This window comes from Klebsiella sp. NPDC088457, from assembly GCF_044900465.1.
GTDB lineage: Bacteria > Pseudomonadota > Gammaproteobacteria > Enterobacterales > Enterobacteriaceae > Klebsiella.
The window spans coordinates 128995-142941 of record NZ_JBJDNH010000009.1; the positions used below are offsets into that span (position 1 = coordinate 128995).

The window sequence follows — 13947 nt, forward strand, 5'->3', positions numbered from 1 at the left end:
AATTGCAACGGATGTGCCAAAGAGGATTGGCATTGATTGGAATGAATCAACATGAAAACAGCGCCAGGACATCCCGGCGGCATATGGGGGCAACGCCGATCCCAGAAATGATTAGTCTGATTCAAAACGGCGTGAAAAAAGTGATGAGCGCTATTTTTTCAGGCCGCTAACGGGGGAAAGTGGAGCATTTTTTGCGCACCAGGATGGGACATCGACTGCCTGATGATAGGGCAAAAGAGGCGTTCATGAAGCAAAGCTGGTGCTCTGAGGGCGTAGCCAATCCTGGTCTAAACACGCGCTGAAAAGGCGCTGGATTTGCGGCACATTTTAGTGAAGCAACATGGCGATATGATTGGTGGTGGCGTCTTTGGGGAGGGGAAAAGGGCAGAGATTAGCGGTGGAATACCGTCATGGGGTAGTGCTTATGCCTGATCATCGGCCCGGGGAGAGTGCAGGGGTGAGCGGCTTGCCGCGAATACGCGAATAATCGAACGAAGTTCGATGGAGAGTCGGTACCGCAGAAAGCAAAAACCCAGCCATAGGCTGGGTTCTCTGAATAAGTGGTGCCCGGACTCGGGAACATTCAGTTATCTATTAAGTTGAAATATAGCATAAATTTTAATCGGCCTTGTTGTCAAGACCCATGATCTGACCCGTTTTTTCATTGATAGATCAGAGTGATGGATCATAGATGATAAAAAATTCTCGGTTCGTTCCTTCGGTTCGGTTCCCTGTGACACTAATAAATCGTAATGACATTAGCATTACGTCTGCTGTATGATTAATATCCAGAGAGTAAGTCGGAGGATAACATCATGCCAGTGACGAACAGCGTTTCTGTCAAACGTGAAACATTGAATTTACGCATCAAGCCAGCTGAACGCGACCTTATCGACCGTGCGGCGAAGGCCAGAGGGAAAAATCGCACTGATTTTGTTCTTGAGGCTGCCCGCGCCGCCGCAGAGGAAGCGTTGATCGATCAGCGCATCATCATGGCAGATCCCGATGCTTATCAGGAATTTCTCGCTCGTTTGGATCAGGCTCCTTCACCGAATGCTGCGCTGCGTAAAACCATGCAAACGCCTGCGCCGTGGGATCAGAAAAAATGATTTCCGCCCCTGAGCCACTCCACGCCGAACATGCACTATCTTCATTCTGTTGCGGCGTTGAGTCTATGGACAACTGGCTAAAACTACGCGCTATGAAAAATCAGGTCACTGGCGCATCACGAACTTTCGTTAGTTGCGATGATTCAAAAGTGTTGGCGTATTACTCATTGGCTTCCAGTGCTGTGGCAACGAATGCCGCCCCCGGACGCTTTCGCCGCAATATGCCCGATCCGATCCCGGTAGTAGTGCTGGGACGTCTGGCGGTAGATAAATCATTGCATGGTCAGGGCATTGGTCGGGCGCTGGTGCGTGATGCGGGGCTGCGGGTGATTCAGGTGGCGGATACTATCGGTATCCGAGGGATGTTGGTTCATGCGCTGTCTGATGAAGTGCGTGAGTTCTACGTGCGGGTTGGGTTTGACTCTTCGCCAATTGATCCCATGATGCTGATGGTGACGCTGGGGGATTTAGCTGAGAGTCTGATTCCGACTTTAGACAATTAGCTTTTCGGGGACGAGGAAATGTCTGAGGCATCGGAATCGAGACTTCATTTTTCATACTATGTTATCTCAGCAGAGCTAACAAACTCTGTTCCAACCCTTTGTTGGCTTTGGCAGGCGGACGAGCATAACTTCCTTCTAGCGCTATGCCTGCGTTCAGTTTATACAATACCTGCGCCTGGCTGACCCCACAAGAAACCCCATCGACTACTGGTACCGTTAATTTACCGGCCAGTGTCCGAGATAAACCTGCTAATGGCGCACCTGCCATAATGAGTACATCGGCACCGTCTTCCTGCACTGCCTGCTGACTAAGCTGCAGCAGCAACTCGGAATGATCCTGCTGGATACTGCCAACATCATGTAATGGGTTGTTCAGAGTGCGAATACTTGCCAGTCGGGATAGCATACCGTTTTGCTCCACACATTCACGATACCAACTGGTTATGCGATGTGAGATAGCGATAATAGAGAAACGTTGACCGAGTTGTGCCGCAGTCATCAAGGCAGCCTCCGTCATACCTACTACTGGAACATCCAGTACTTCTTTCAGAGCACTTAAACCAGGATCTCCGAATGCCGCGACGAGCACTGCATCATAACTACCACTTTGCTCCCCGGCTATCATGGCCGCAGCATAACCACCAAGCAGTGCTTCAAATCGTGTTTCAATATAAGCTACACCACTGCTGGCTGTAGCCATCATAATTGTTGTATCCGAATCGGCTGTCAGGCGTGCTTCAGCTTCTATAAGCGAAGTAACGCTTTGCGAAATATTTGGATTAATGATCAACAGTCTCATAATAGACCTATGCGATAAAGTATAACGGATGGTCGGAATTCTTACGTTCCTAACCAAAAATTTCTTCAAGGTCGATCTCTATATCTTCATCTATGGAAAGATCCAGTGTCGCCTCAATATGATCCAGATGACTTAGCATCAGATTAATTGCTTGTTCTTCCTGCCTTAGTTCCATAGCCTGAATAATTGCTGTGTGTTCATGATTCGGACATGCTGGAACCTGGGGTGAGTCATAAAGCAATATAATGAGGCAGGTGAGCGAAGCCAGTTCACGCATCAGTTTGATCAGCGGTGGGCTTCCAACCATCTCTGCAATCAGCAGATGAAACTCCCCCGATAAGCGAATGACGGCATGTTTATCGCCGGTCTCTCTGGCTGCTCTCTCCAGCCCAACATGATGATGTAAACGCTCAAAAAGTGCCGGATCCGGGCTGGTAATCAGGCTTCTGATTAATGCTGGCTCGAGAATACGTCTTGCCTGGAAAATATAGCGAGCTTCTTCCACTGAAGGGCTGGAGATAAAAGCGCCGCGGTTTGGATATGTGGTCACGATCCCTTCGTAGGCTAACCGGGCTAAAACTTCCCGAATTCGTGTCCGGGTTACCTGAAATGCATTTGCCAGCTTTTCTTCTACCAGTTTAGTTCCTGGAATCAGCCGATGTTCCATTATCGCGTTAAGTATGCGCTCGTATATAATGTCACGTTTATCCTCCGTTCCGAGAATCTGCTTTGTGTTACGAGCCTTACTAGGCCGTGATGTTTCGTTTTTATTAAGCACGCTGAAACCCTCATAGATTGCTACTATTCATCTTAATACTGTCACAAAAAATAACAACATTATTTTAGTTGTGCACTGATTGTGTTCGCTGATAACCGTTTTTGCACCAGTTTTGTGCGATGGAATGGATGGGCTTTTCCTGGGTTAGTAAAGGGTTTAATTTATTATAATGAATATAAATCAATTACTTATGTTTATTTTGTTAACTGTTTTTAGTATCACAGTAGAGATGGCATAGTGAATGCATAATTATTGTCACAATATTTGTTTTTTAAGTGACAATTGGAGGGTGTATGCAAACACTTAGTTTTTCATTCCGGATGGTTTTACGCGCGTGTGCAGCGGTGTTCCTTATAATTAGCGTCATGTCAATGGCTAAAGCCGATGAAACAAGCACAATTAAATTAGGCTACGCAAAATGTGCTCATTGCACATCTTTATCGCTGACACCTGAAAATGCGAAAGGGGTCAGGCTGGAGGCGATCCCTTTTAATACCGGGAATGATGTCCTGACGGCACTCTTATCAAAAAGTATTGATGTAGCTCAGGTTACTTATCTGCACTATGCCACCGCCCTTGATAAGGGATTCGATATTGTTGCCATTTCAGGACAGATAAATGGAGGATCTCAGATGCTGGTTGCTAACCAGTTGCCTATGCAGGCTGGGGACTGGGAAGGGTTGAAGAAACTTATCTTGCAATATAAAGCAGAAGGTAAGCCATTTCGTGTTGCTGCGTCACGTGGTAACGCTCAGGACATCCATATGAGAGGGGCGTTTCTTAAACATGGTATTGATATAAATAAAGATGTGCAGTTTATCAATATTCCAAACCCTTCAGACCATGTTCAGGCACTGCGCCGTGGTGAAGTGGAACTGGTCACCTCAGTTGAACCTTTTGCCACGCAGATTCGACAGGTAAAAGCGGCTAAGTTCTTTGATTTTCCGTACGATCAGGCAGCCGGGAAATTGACAAATTTGATTGTGACTCGTCCGGATGTAATCAAAAACAATCGTAGCGGAGTGTTGGAAACTGTACGGGCGATTGTCAATGTCAATGAGCAGATGTTAAGTAATAAACAATTATTTATAGACACTATTCAAAAAGTTACTGGTCTTGATAGCGAAGTAGCCCGCGGAGCTGTTGATAATCTCTATCCAGATTATGATATGCACAGGGCTTCTGCTGTGGCTATTGCACACATGATGCTTGAGCTCAAATATATCAGTACTGATGTCACTGATGCGGTCGAGAAGAATATGGATTACAGCTTCCTCGAAGCGGTTACAGGTAAACCAAAATCCGAGCTGGGGTATTGATATATGAAGAGTACTGTAATCAAGACCCAGTCTGTTGAGCGTAAGTACTCTCAACTTCTGGTCCGACGGACGTACAGACGTATTGAACGTACCATTGTTCCTATTTTATTGATTATTGGATGGGAAATATTTTCCCGCTCGGGAATTTTGCCCAGGGCTCTCCTGCCAGCACCCTCGCAGGTTATTGTCGCCTGGGCCGATTGGGTGTTCTCCACGGATGGTAATACTCAGACATATAGTGGGCATTGGATATTTGATGTTGCTTCCAGCGCATATCGTGTGTTCTCAGGTTTTGCTATCGCTGCGATTCTGGGGATCGGTATTGGTCTGGCCATCGGTTGGTCACGTACAGTAGAAAACCTTTTTGAACCAGTCTTACAGATATTACGCCCGGTACCACCGGTATCGTGGATCCCACTGGCAATCATCTGGTTCGGTATTGCTGATAAACCTGCCATATTTCTTGTGTTTATGGGTTCATTTTTCCCGGTGCTACTGAGCACTATCCATGGCGTTAAAAATTGTGATCGTAATCTGCTACGCGCGGGGGCTATGACCGGCGGATCATCTGGTCAGTTGCTGCTATATATCGTTTTCCCGGCGGCGCTACCCAGCATTTTTTCAGGCTTAAGAATCGCTATCGGTTCTGCCTGGATGTTGACTGTAACAGCTGAGATGGTTGCAGTAAAAAGTGGGGTTGGTTATGTGCTTTGGGATTCATATTACTTCCTGCGATACGATATCGTTATCGCGTCAATGGTTAGTATCGGACTGCTGGGTTTCCTCAGTGATTACGTCATCAAACGTTTTGGCTCTCATCTGCTGAGATGGCAGCGTGGCTCTACTTTGCAGAAGGAAGATTAAATTATGACGCTCATTACTGTTGATCGGGTCTCACGGGTGTTTGATGACCCAAAACGTTCCGCTGGTGTTCGGGCTCTGGATAACGTCAGTCTGTCTGTTGCTCGCAACGAATTCCTCTGCTTACTTGGACCCAGTGGCTGCGGCAAGTCAACTTTGCTCAATATGATTGCCGGATTTGACCATCCAAGCGAAGGTTCAGTGATCGTCGGTGGACACCCGGTTAGTGCTCCCGGCTCTGACCGTGGTGTTGTTTTTCAGCAGGCGAATCTGATGCCCTGGCTTCCTGTATGGGAAAATGTCGCCTTTCATCTAAAAATGCGTGGATTTGGCAAAGAGATTCGCAGAGAAAAAGCACAGAAATTTATTGAGATGGTCGGGTTGAAAGGGTTCGAAAATCATTATCCCAGCGAGTTGTCAGGGGGGATGAACCAGAGAGTGGGCATTGCCCGAGCCTTACTGATGAATCCTGAAGTCATTCTTATGGATGAACCTTTCGGAGCTCTGGATGAACAGACCAAAATGGATATGCACTCGGAGTTGATTCGTATCTGGCGTGAAAGCAAAGCAACCATCGTTTTTGTTACCCACGGTATTGATGAAGCGTTGTCTTTGGGTACTCATGTGGCTGTTATGTCTGCACGTCCTGGCCGTATCCGGGAAATGTTGTCAGTTGAACTGGAACGACCTCGCGATCCTACCAGCAAGGCGTTTAATGACTATAAAAGGCACATCCTCTCACTTCTACGGCCAGAGCCGGTAGCCGTAAAGGAAAACGACTAGTATGACAACTTTGATTACCGGAAGCAGTGGCTTTGTTGGCCTTGCGTTGAGTGAATGTCTGTTAGCTGCGGGCGAAGATGTTATCGGGTACGACCTTAAGCCTGTGGCCGAGAATGTTAATGTTCATCTTTCAGCGCTGGCGGGCCGTTTTACCCATGAGACGGGAGATGCTTGTGATGTGGAAAGATTGCACAGCGTCATGAGCCGACACCGGCCACAGCAAGTGGTGACACTGGCGGCGATTACGGCAGATGCTGGACGTGAAAAGCTGACGCCACAAGCTATCTTCGATGTCAATGTCGGTGGGGTTCTGTCGGCAATTGATGCTGCCGCTCAACATGGCGTGTCGCGATTGCTACATGTCAGCTCAGGGTCTGTATATGGTGAGAGTGGCAGGCTCGCGGAACCATTGGATGAGAGCACAACTGCTCTGGTTCCTGAAGGGTTATATGGTATTTCCAAGCGTGCGGCGGAAGAGGCGGCTCAGCGCCTGGGGGTATTGCATGGACTGCCTATAGTGATTGGGCGTCTCGGTACCTGTTTTGGTCCGTGGGAAAAAGGTACCGGAGTCCGTGACACCCTGAGCGCACCTTTACAACTGTTGATGTTAGCGTGCTTTGGAGGCCATGCCATTTTACCGCGCGATAGTCGCCGGGACTGGCTATATGTTCGCGACGCAGCACAAGCAATGTACTGTCTGCTTGCACAGTCTGAGTGGAAATCCCCGGTTTATAACCTGGCTGCAGGATTTGAGTGGTCATTAAGTCAATGGTGCCAACTCTTACAAGCCAGTTACCCTGGCTTTACATGGCGTGTGGCGAAAGTGGGGGATGTCACCAATATCAACCTATACGCCAGCTATGATCGGTCCAGCATGAATATTCAGCGGTTAATCAATGACATCGGATTTGTTCCGCGTTTTGATCTCGCTGAAGCTTATGACGACTATCAGCAATGGTTAGAAAAAGTTCACCCTTTTGCATGTGAGGTACCTCAATGAACCCAGAGCCAATGATCGCCCGCAGTTTATCTATGTCTGGCAAAGTGTGCATTGTTACCGGTGCGGCTTCTGGAATAGGCCGTGCGATTGCTCGCCAGTTAGCTGCTAATGGCGCGCAGGTGGTGATTGCTGACATCACAACGGATGTGATTGAAGGCGGTATTCCAACAGATGAACTTATCAGAGGGGAGGGGCACCGGGCCGTGTTTATCTCTACTGATGTAGCCGAAACGTTTCAGGTCGATGCATTAGTTCAGCAAACTGTATCACGATTCGGTCGACTTGATGTTCTGGTCAATAATGCGTGCATTAGGCACGCCAGGCCTCTGCTGGAATTAGAAGAGAAAGAGTGGAAGCATGTCCTTGACGTTAATTTAAGCGGTGTATATCGCTGCTGTCGGGCAGCGGTGCGTCAGATGATACAACAGGATATTGTTGATGAAACCCGTGGTCGCATTATAAATCTTTCTTCTCAGCACGGCATGATTGCTGCACCTCAGGATCTTGTCTATGGCGTTAGCAAAGCGGCAATTGATTACCTCACGCGTCAGGTTGCTACTGATTATGCCTGTCAGCAGATCGTCTGTAATGCTGTCGCGCCAGGGAAAATTCAAACTGGGGCAGGTGGGCGTGCTGTAGATCCCACTGTAATGGAACGCGCCACTTTTCGGACACCCTGGCCTCGCCTGGGGCGTCCCGATGATATCGCTCGTGCAGCGCTCTTTCTGGCGAGTGCTGATGCGCGCTTTATTACCGGAGCGACCCTAATGGTGGATGGTGGCTGGATGGCTGCATGACTGGTTCTGATGCCGTAAATCGGTTATTCGGTAGCAGAAAGTGGTTTTGTAAAACCGATGGCTGCCTTCCGTTCTCTTATATCTTGATGTTTCACTGTGGTGTACTACATGACTAAACGAATTCGTCTGGGAGTGCTTACTCCATCGTCAAATACTGCACTTGAGCCGTTAACTCAGGAAATCATTTCTGGATTACCAGAAGTTACTGTCCATTTTTCCAGATTTAGCGTGACTGAAATTGCCCTAAGTAGCGATGCATTAGGACAATTTCAACGTGAACGTATTCTTGACGCCGCCCGCTTATTAGCAGAGGCAAAGGTCGACATCATTGGCTGGAGTGGTACCTCTGCTGGCTGGTTGGGTTTTGCCACTGATGTCGAGTTATGCGCAGCTATTACCGAAATTACGGGTATCCCTGCTACTACTTCAGTTCTGGCATTAAACCGGGCCCTTGATATGTACCGGGTGCAAAAACTCGGCCTGGTGACTCCATATCGTACTGATGTGCAAGAAAAAATTATTGCCAATTTCGCCCTGTTGAATATTGATGCCTCTTATGAAAGCCATCTGTCACTACAGGATAACTTTTCTTTTGCCGAGGTGGATAAGGATACTCTTGAACGCCAAATCGCCGAAGTGGTAACGGCAGGTGCGCAAGCAGTAACTACTTTTTGTACCAACCTGATAGCAGCGGATCGGGTGGCATCCTGGGAGCAGCAATTTGATGTACCGATTTTTGACACGACGATCACTGTGATTTGGGACATGTTGCATAAAACCGGTGTTGATACGCGTCGTGTAGCTGGCTGGGGCCGGTTAATGATGGAGGCTTGATATGCAGGTTTTTGATACTGTAATTCGTAATGCCCGGGTGGTGACTGCCGCCGATATATTCAGTAGCGACATTGGCATTATTGATGGAAGAATTACTGCTCTGGGTTTTAATCTGTCATCAGGAAAGAGTGAGATAGATGCTGCAGGCCGCTATGTGACTCCCGGTGGTATAGATAGCCATGTACACTTTGATCAGCCGAGTGAAGACGGGTCAGTCATGGCTGATGATTTTCTCAGTGGTACAGTTTCCGCAGCCTGCGGAGGAACCACGACTGTTATTCCTTTTGCCTGTCAGCAAAAGGGGCAAAGTCTGCGTCAGGCGGTTGAGGATTATCATCGTCGAGTCGGTGATAAACCGGTGATTGATTATGCTTTTCACTTAATTATTACTGATCCGACCCCGGAAGTACTGACAGAAGAATTACCGGCTTTGATCGCTGAAGGTTATACCTCTTTTAAAATTTACATGACGTACGATGCGTTGAAGCTGGGGGACAGGGACATTCTGGAAACGCTATCGCTGGCACGTCGGGAAGGTGCAATGGTGATGTTGCATGCTGAAAATAGTGATTGTATTGCATGGCTAACGGATCGGTTATTGGCTGCTGGATTAAGTGCACCACGCTATCACGCCACATCGCGTCCAATGCTTGTCGAACGTGAAGCAGCACATCGTGCTATTACTTTTGCTGAGTTGGTGGACGTGCCAATTCTGATTGTCCATGTGTCGGGTCGCGAGACGATTGAACAGGTACGTTGGGCCCAGGGGCAGGGCCTTAAGGTTTATGCGGAAACATGCCCGCAATATCTGTTCCTGAGCGCTGATTCTCTGGGGGGTGACGACAGTTTTGAAGGGGCCCGTTGCATTTGCAGTCCACCTCCACGAGATGCCAAAAACCAGCAAGTTGTATGGGATGGTCTGGAAAATGGTTCTTTCGATATATTTTCATCCGATCATGCCCCTTTTCGTTTTGCGGGTCCGAATGGTAAAAAAGCCCATGGCGAGAACGCTACCTTTGATAAAGTAGCTAACGGTATTCCCGGCGTTGAGACTCGGATGGCCCTGCTATGGTCGGAGGGGGTACGTGCTGGGCGTATTACGCCGCAAAAGTTCGTCTCACTGACCTCGACGCGTGCTGCTGAAATGTATGGACTGTATCCGCGAAAAGGCAGTATTGCGATTGGATCTGATGCCGACCTGGTAATATGGGACGAGGAGAGATCTTTCACTCTCACCAATGATATGCTGCACCATAATGTCGATTACACGCCTTATGACGGAATGCATTTGCATGCCTGGCCCGCAATGACGATATCTCGGGGTGAAATAGTATGGGATGGGGCACCGAAAGGAGAACAAGGACGAGGGCGGTTTTTGCCTTGTGAGAGACCGGGACCGGCTCAGTTGCGTCGTCGAAAAGGTGACCTCCCGCTATGAATGCTGTACAACACGTTACTGAAAGCCTGCTACGCGGATGGCATGAAGGGAGAAGACAATCCGTTGACGGTATGCATCTCACAACACCAGCTGAAGCCTATGAAGTTCAGCATCAGGTCGCCAGTGCCATGGGATGGTTTGATAATAGCTCAGCAAGAGTCTGGAAGCTGGGCGGGGCACCGAATGGACTGATAAGCGCCGCCAGAGTTCCTGACGACGCAGTTCATTTCTCCGGTTGGCAAGTTCCAGCCGGATACTGTTTTGCTTATGGCATTGAGGCCGAGATCTTTGTCCGCTTATCTCACGATCTTACTGAATGTCCTCATCTATCCTGCGCATATAATGCGATAGATGCCTGGCTACCCGGCATTGAATTATGTGACACCCGCTGGATTGATGGCGACAAGGTCGATCCGCTACTACGCCTGGCCGACCGACAACTCAATCGAGCCCTGATTATGGGGGAACAACTAAAGTTCAGGCAACATCCGAACTGGAACGAAATGAATGTTTCGCTGCAGGTCAATGGCGTACTACAGGTTGGAACGAAAAATCAGCATCCTTTCGGTGACCCTCTGAGTTCACTCCCCTGGCTTGCTGCACATGCGGCGGCACAGTCTACCCCGCTGCAAGCTGGGGATTTAATTGCTACTGGCAGCTGGAGTGGGCTCTTCTGGGCTCCGGAGAAAGCGCGTATAGAAGCCACTTTTGCCGGAATGGGAAGCGTGGTGATATTGACCTGAATACTCGCTAATTTTGCAATCACATAATAATATTAATCAGGATTTGGGAAATAAATGATGAATTTACCTAAGGTTACAGTTCTTGGACTGGGTGCCATGGGGCACGCATTTGCCAGTAATTTGCTGAAAAAAAGTTTTACCGTCTCGGCATGGAATCGTTCTCCTGAGAGAGGGGAGGATTTAGTTGCCAGGGGGTTGAAATTGTATGATACGCCTCAGCTAGCCGTGGCGGATGCCGATGTAATTATCGCTATTCTTGCTGATGGGCAGGCTACGCTGGATGTACTGCAGAAAATTGCTCCATCCTGCAAAACGAGCGCCATTTTTTGTCAAATGGGTACTATTGGTCTGCAGAATACACTGGATGCGATCGACCAGCTAAAAGCGGTACAGCCATCAATGATTTTTATTGATGCCCCGGTTTCTGGCACAAAAGGTCCGGCAGAAAATGCACAAATTCTTGTTCTGGCGAGCGGGATACGTGAGCAATGTGCCGCCGCAGAACAGGTTTTCTCTGCAATATCTCGATCTACGATGTGGTTCGGTGAGGCCGGAAACAGTCAAAAGATGAAACTGGTGCTCAATTCGTGGCTGGTTGTGATGATGCAGGGTGTGGTGGAAAGTACGCTTCTTGCCAAAAAACTGGGTTTTACTCCGGAACAATTCTGGAATTCAATCGAAGGTGGCCCACTGGCGGCTCCCTACGTCAGGGCGAAGTTGGATGCTATTGCCAGAGGTGATTACCAACCACAGATGCAGTTAAGCCATGCCTTGAAGGATGCGAAGCTTGCGCTTGAGTTAACCAGTTTAGGGAATATGCCTGTAATGGATAAAATCGTAGAGATATGGCAGAAAGCGGCAGAAGAGGGGTTCGCGGACAAAGATTTATCATCTGTTTATCAGTGGATAGACCATTCTTTATGAACCATGCCTTTAGGGTATTCCCGAGGAGACTTGCTGTTATGGATTAAAATGAGTGGCACAATAACTGGATGATAGCAGTTGCTTTGAACGAAGCCGCAGAATGGAATACTTTCATATCGTTTCGCGAAAAATATTTTACTTAAGTCAGAATAATCAGAGCCAGGCGTCCGATAGGGCGCTAAGGAGAGACCGCTGATCCATAATATATTTATTAATTAAAATGACACGCCGCATACGGTACCAGCGGCATAAGGCAATCACCAAAGTTTCCTGAGCTCCAGATGGCCGTATGTAAATCTGGATAGTGAAATCTTATCCCCATGCTGTTAACCCGAGTCAGGAGAGAAAAATAACACACGTGCACGCTGTTTATGTCAACAATAAGAATCACTGCAAAGATAGTTTGCTGAATACAGCACGATAACTATTCGGCAAAGTACAAACTCCAGAAAATGAGAGCAGATTTTCGGAAAATATTAATAGACCGGTTGTGATTACGGGACTGCACATGATCGTATAATGACAACATCGTGGAGAACCTTTTTGTGAAAATATATTACAACCTGATTGTAGGAATCCTCATTCCTTAGAGGGAGAGGATTTTACTTTTTTTGTATAACTGGGGGATTTATTTTATGAGTGGAACATCAAATTTCTACTAAACCCAGCCCTTGTTTGCGGGCTAATTGAATCTGGTGCAAAGTAATTTTTTTCACTTCTTTTTGGCTGGCTTCAATATGACCACATAGTAACAAAATAGCCTCTTCACGTCTGCCACGTAGAATTTCACGCAAAATTTCAGAATGTTCGTCGTATGTCGTGGCGATACGATCTGTTTTGGTAAAGTCGAGTCTTCGAATGATCCGGATTCGCGCCGTCACATCTTTATGCATACGAGCCATTTCGTTATTGCCTGAAGCTTCGACAAGCGTGGTATGAAATTGTTCATCCCAGCTGGCAACCTGTAACCCGTCCGTACATCGTTCCGAGACTGGCACGAGCCATATTTGCTGAAGGGAGGAGAGGTGTTCCAGATCCACTCGCCGATCCTGATCACACAACCGGCGTACTGCTGCCATCTCAAGGACCATACGTAGATCGTAGAGCTGTTCGAAGATATCAAAATCGAATGGCTGTACTCGCCAGCCAGCCCGAAATTGCACCTGAACATAACCTTCAGATTGCAAACGAAACAATGCTTGTCGCACAGGTGTGCGACTGACGTTAAAACGCTTGCTGATCTCACTTTCAGTAAAATGATCGCCAGGGATCAGTCTGAACTCGGAGATTTCGTTTTTAATTTTTTCGTAAACGTCATCTGCGCGTGTCCGATTGGATGGCGATTCTGTAGAAACAGGGGTGTGATTTTGGATGATACGCATATGTTAACATTATCAGAACGAGTGGTGTCTAACCACCACTGTATCAAATTTTATTGCCTTGAGTACCCCGGGCTCATTGTTTATTACAGTACCGCTAAACGGCGAGTGTAATCACAGTTACTTCGGTTGCACCAATCTTGTGCTTTCGTCTCCCTGAGCTGGTGCATTTCATGTGCATATGATCGATAAGTTCCGCGCTGGCAGGGAGGGAATGTGTAGTAGGGAAAAGTTGTTACTGAGGTAAAACAAGAAGTAATAAATTTTAATTCATGTTTTTTTCGTATTGGCGCATTAATTGCAAAGTTTATTTTGTTTCTTGTACACAAGATGGTATCCATAATTTATATCGAACCGGGGACCTTAACATGTTTTTATTTTTACGCAGACTCATGATTTTCTCTTTAACTGCTTCATTATTTTGTACGGTGATGTCTGCTCAGGCCGCAGACACTATCATCAGAGTAGGGACCCTCAAACTTATTCACGGCATAACTCCATATTTCTACGATAAATTCACCCCTAAATAGCTGCGCCGAATACCGCTACACTTTTGCCTGCCCATGTTTACCTCCGGGGAATGGACTGGCCGTTTCCATAAAGTGACGAACTTTTTTCAACAGTTGCCACATTGAACGGCATTGATGATTGCGCGTTATCGTGTCATGAAGCGCCTGCCA

The 13947-nt window shown here is 47.5% G+C and carries 14 protein-coding genes and 1 pseudogene; 11 read left to right on the plus strand and 4 right to left on the minus strand.

Annotation, left to right across the window (positions count from 1 at the left end):
- Positions 1-815: 815 nt before the first annotated feature.
- Together ACI2JR_RS08110 and ACI2JR_RS08115 are read left to right on the plus strand one after the other, a co-directional pair.
- Positions 816-1109 carry a DUF1778 domain-containing protein gene (locus ACI2JR_RS08110; RefSeq protein WP_462478289.1) on the plus strand — a complete coding sequence of 98 codons (294 nt, stop codon included), beginning with the start codon at positions 816-818 and terminating at the stop codon, positions 1107-1109.
- Positions 1106-1612 carry a GNAT family N-acetyltransferase gene (locus tag ACI2JR_RS08115; protein WP_462478290.1) on the plus strand — a complete coding sequence of 169 codons (507 nt, stop codon included), beginning with the start codon at positions 1106-1108 and terminating at the stop codon, positions 1610-1612. Before ACI2JR_RS08110 ends, ACI2JR_RS08115 begins: the two co-directional genes overlap by 4 nt.
- A 61-nt stretch (positions 1613-1673) precedes the next feature.
- On the opposite strand, the gene ACI2JR_RS08120 is transcribed toward ACI2JR_RS08115, so the two are convergent.
- Together ACI2JR_RS08120 and ACI2JR_RS08125 are read right to left on the minus strand one after the other, a co-directional pair.
- Entirely contained in the window at positions 1674-2411 is a 738-nt protein-coding gene (locus ACI2JR_RS08120) for an aspartate/glutamate racemase family protein (RefSeq protein WP_462478291.1), read from the minus strand.
- Positions 2412-2460: 49 nt separating this feature from the next.
- Positions 2461-3189, minus strand: coding sequence for a GntR family transcriptional regulator (locus ACI2JR_RS08125; RefSeq protein ID WP_462478292.1), 729 nt, complete (start codon positions 3187-3189; stop codon positions 2461-2463).
- 293 nt (positions 3190-3482) lie between these two features.
- Between ACI2JR_RS08125 and ACI2JR_RS08130 the strand changes: the two genes are divergently transcribed.
- The 9 genes from ACI2JR_RS08130 to ACI2JR_RS08170 all read left to right on the plus strand — a co-directional run bounded on the left by ACI2JR_RS08130 (position 3483) and on the right by ACI2JR_RS08170 (position 11888).
- Positions 3483-4508, plus strand: a complete 1026-nt coding sequence (locus ACI2JR_RS08130; protein WP_462478293.1) for an ABC transporter substrate-binding protein — start codon at positions 3483-3485, stop codon at positions 4506-4508.
- Positions 4509-4511: 3 nt separating this feature from the next.
- Positions 4512-5372, plus strand: a complete 861-nt coding sequence (locus tag ACI2JR_RS08135; protein WP_462478294.1) for an ABC transporter permease — start codon at positions 4512-4514, stop codon at positions 5370-5372.
- A gap of 3 nt (positions 5373-5375) precedes the next feature.
- The gene (locus ACI2JR_RS08140) at positions 5376-6152 is read left to right on the plus strand and encodes an ABC transporter ATP-binding protein (protein WP_462478295.1); all 777 of its coding nucleotides are present in this window, start codon (positions 5376-5378) and stop codon (positions 6150-6152) included.
- A gap of 1 nt (position 6153) precedes the next feature.
- Positions 6154-7152: an NAD-dependent epimerase/dehydratase family protein gene (locus ACI2JR_RS08145; RefSeq protein WP_462478296.1), complete on the plus strand. Its 999-nt coding sequence runs from the start codon at positions 6154-6156 to the stop codon at positions 7150-7152.
- The gene (locus ACI2JR_RS08150; RefSeq protein ID WP_462478297.1) at positions 7149-7949 is read left to right on the plus strand and encodes an SDR family NAD(P)-dependent oxidoreductase; all 801 of its coding nucleotides are present in this window, start codon (positions 7149-7151) and stop codon (positions 7947-7949) included. Before ACI2JR_RS08145 ends, ACI2JR_RS08150 begins: the two co-directional genes overlap by 4 nt.
- A 108-nt stretch (positions 7950-8057) precedes the next feature.
- Positions 8058-8783, plus strand: a complete 726-nt coding sequence (locus ACI2JR_RS08155) for a hypothetical protein (protein WP_462478298.1) — start codon at positions 8058-8060, stop codon at positions 8781-8783.
- Between the two features lies 1 nt (position 8784).
- Complete coding sequence (gene hydA / locus ACI2JR_RS08160; RefSeq protein ID WP_462478299.1) at positions 8785-10221, plus strand: dihydropyrimidinase; 1437 nt, start codon at positions 8785-8787, stop codon at positions 10219-10221.
- Positions 10218-10964 carry a fumarylacetoacetate hydrolase family protein gene (locus ACI2JR_RS08165; RefSeq protein WP_462478300.1) on the plus strand — a complete coding sequence of 249 codons (747 nt, stop codon included), beginning with the start codon at positions 10218-10220 and terminating at the stop codon, positions 10962-10964. The genes hydA and ACI2JR_RS08165 overlap by 4 nt, the downstream gene beginning before the upstream one ends.
- A gap of 54 nt (positions 10965-11018) precedes the next feature.
- Positions 11019-11888, plus strand: a complete 870-nt coding sequence (locus tag ACI2JR_RS08170; protein WP_462478301.1) for an NAD(P)-dependent oxidoreductase — start codon at positions 11019-11021, stop codon at positions 11886-11888.
- 647 nt (positions 11889-12535) lie between these two features.
- Here the strand turns inward: ACI2JR_RS08170 and ACI2JR_RS08175 are convergent.
- Together ACI2JR_RS08175 and ACI2JR_RS08180 are read right to left on the minus strand one after the other, a co-directional pair.
- Positions 12536-13270 carry a GntR family transcriptional regulator gene (locus tag ACI2JR_RS08175; RefSeq protein WP_462478302.1) on the minus strand — a complete coding sequence of 245 codons (735 nt, stop codon included), beginning with the start codon at positions 13268-13270 and terminating at the stop codon, positions 12536-12538.
- Between the two features lie 542 nt (positions 13271-13812).
- Positions 13813-13947, minus strand: a pseudogene (locus tag ACI2JR_RS08180) (IS630 family transposase); the annotation flags it as partial.

What these genes read in the sequence shown, in the direction of transcription:
- ACI2JR_RS08110 (WP_462478289.1), top strand. Translation starts at nt 816, where the DNA reads ATGCCAGTGACGAACAGCGTTTCTGTCAAACGTGAAACATTGAATTTA.
- hydA (WP_462478299.1), top strand. Translation starts at nt 8,785, where the DNA reads ATGCAGGTTTTTGATACTGTAATTCGTAATGCCCGGGTGGTGACTGCC.
- ACI2JR_RS08155 (WP_462478298.1), top strand. Translation starts at nt 8,058, where the DNA reads ATGACTAAACGAATTCGTCTGGGAGTGCTTACTCCATCGTCAAATACT.
- ACI2JR_RS08140 (WP_462478295.1), top strand. Translation starts at nt 5,376, where the DNA reads ATGACGCTCATTACTGTTGATCGGGTCTCACGGGTGTTTGATGACCCA.
- ACI2JR_RS08115 (WP_462478290.1), top strand. Translation starts at nt 1,106, where the DNA reads ATGATTTCCGCCCCTGAGCCACTCCACGCCGAACATGCACTATCTTCA.
- ACI2JR_RS08170 (WP_462478301.1), top strand. Translation starts at nt 11,019, where the DNA reads ATGATGAATTTACCTAAGGTTACAGTTCTTGGACTGGGTGCCATGGGG.
- ACI2JR_RS08145 (WP_462478296.1), top strand. Translation starts at nt 6,154, where the DNA reads ATGACAACTTTGATTACCGGAAGCAGTGGCTTTGTTGGCCTTGCGTTG.
- ACI2JR_RS08175 (WP_462478302.1), bottom strand. Translation starts at nt 13,270, where the DNA reads ATGCGTATCATCCAAAATCACACCCCTGTTTCTACAGAATCGCCATCC.
- ACI2JR_RS08135 (WP_462478294.1), top strand. Translation starts at nt 4,512, where the DNA reads ATGAAGAGTACTGTAATCAAGACCCAGTCTGTTGAGCGTAAGTACTCT.
- ACI2JR_RS08165 (WP_462478300.1), top strand. Translation starts at nt 10,218, where the DNA reads ATGAATGCTGTACAACACGTTACTGAAAGCCTGCTACGCGGATGGCAT.
- ACI2JR_RS08150 (WP_462478297.1), top strand. Translation starts at nt 7,149, where the DNA reads ATGAACCCAGAGCCAATGATCGCCCGCAGTTTATCTATGTCTGGCAAA.
- ACI2JR_RS08130 (WP_462478293.1), top strand. Translation starts at nt 3,483, where the DNA reads ATGCAAACACTTAGTTTTTCATTCCGGATGGTTTTACGCGCGTGTGCA.
- ACI2JR_RS08120 (WP_462478291.1), bottom strand. Translation starts at nt 2,411, where the DNA reads ATGAGACTGTTGATCATTAATCCAAATATTTCGCAAAGCGTTACTTCG.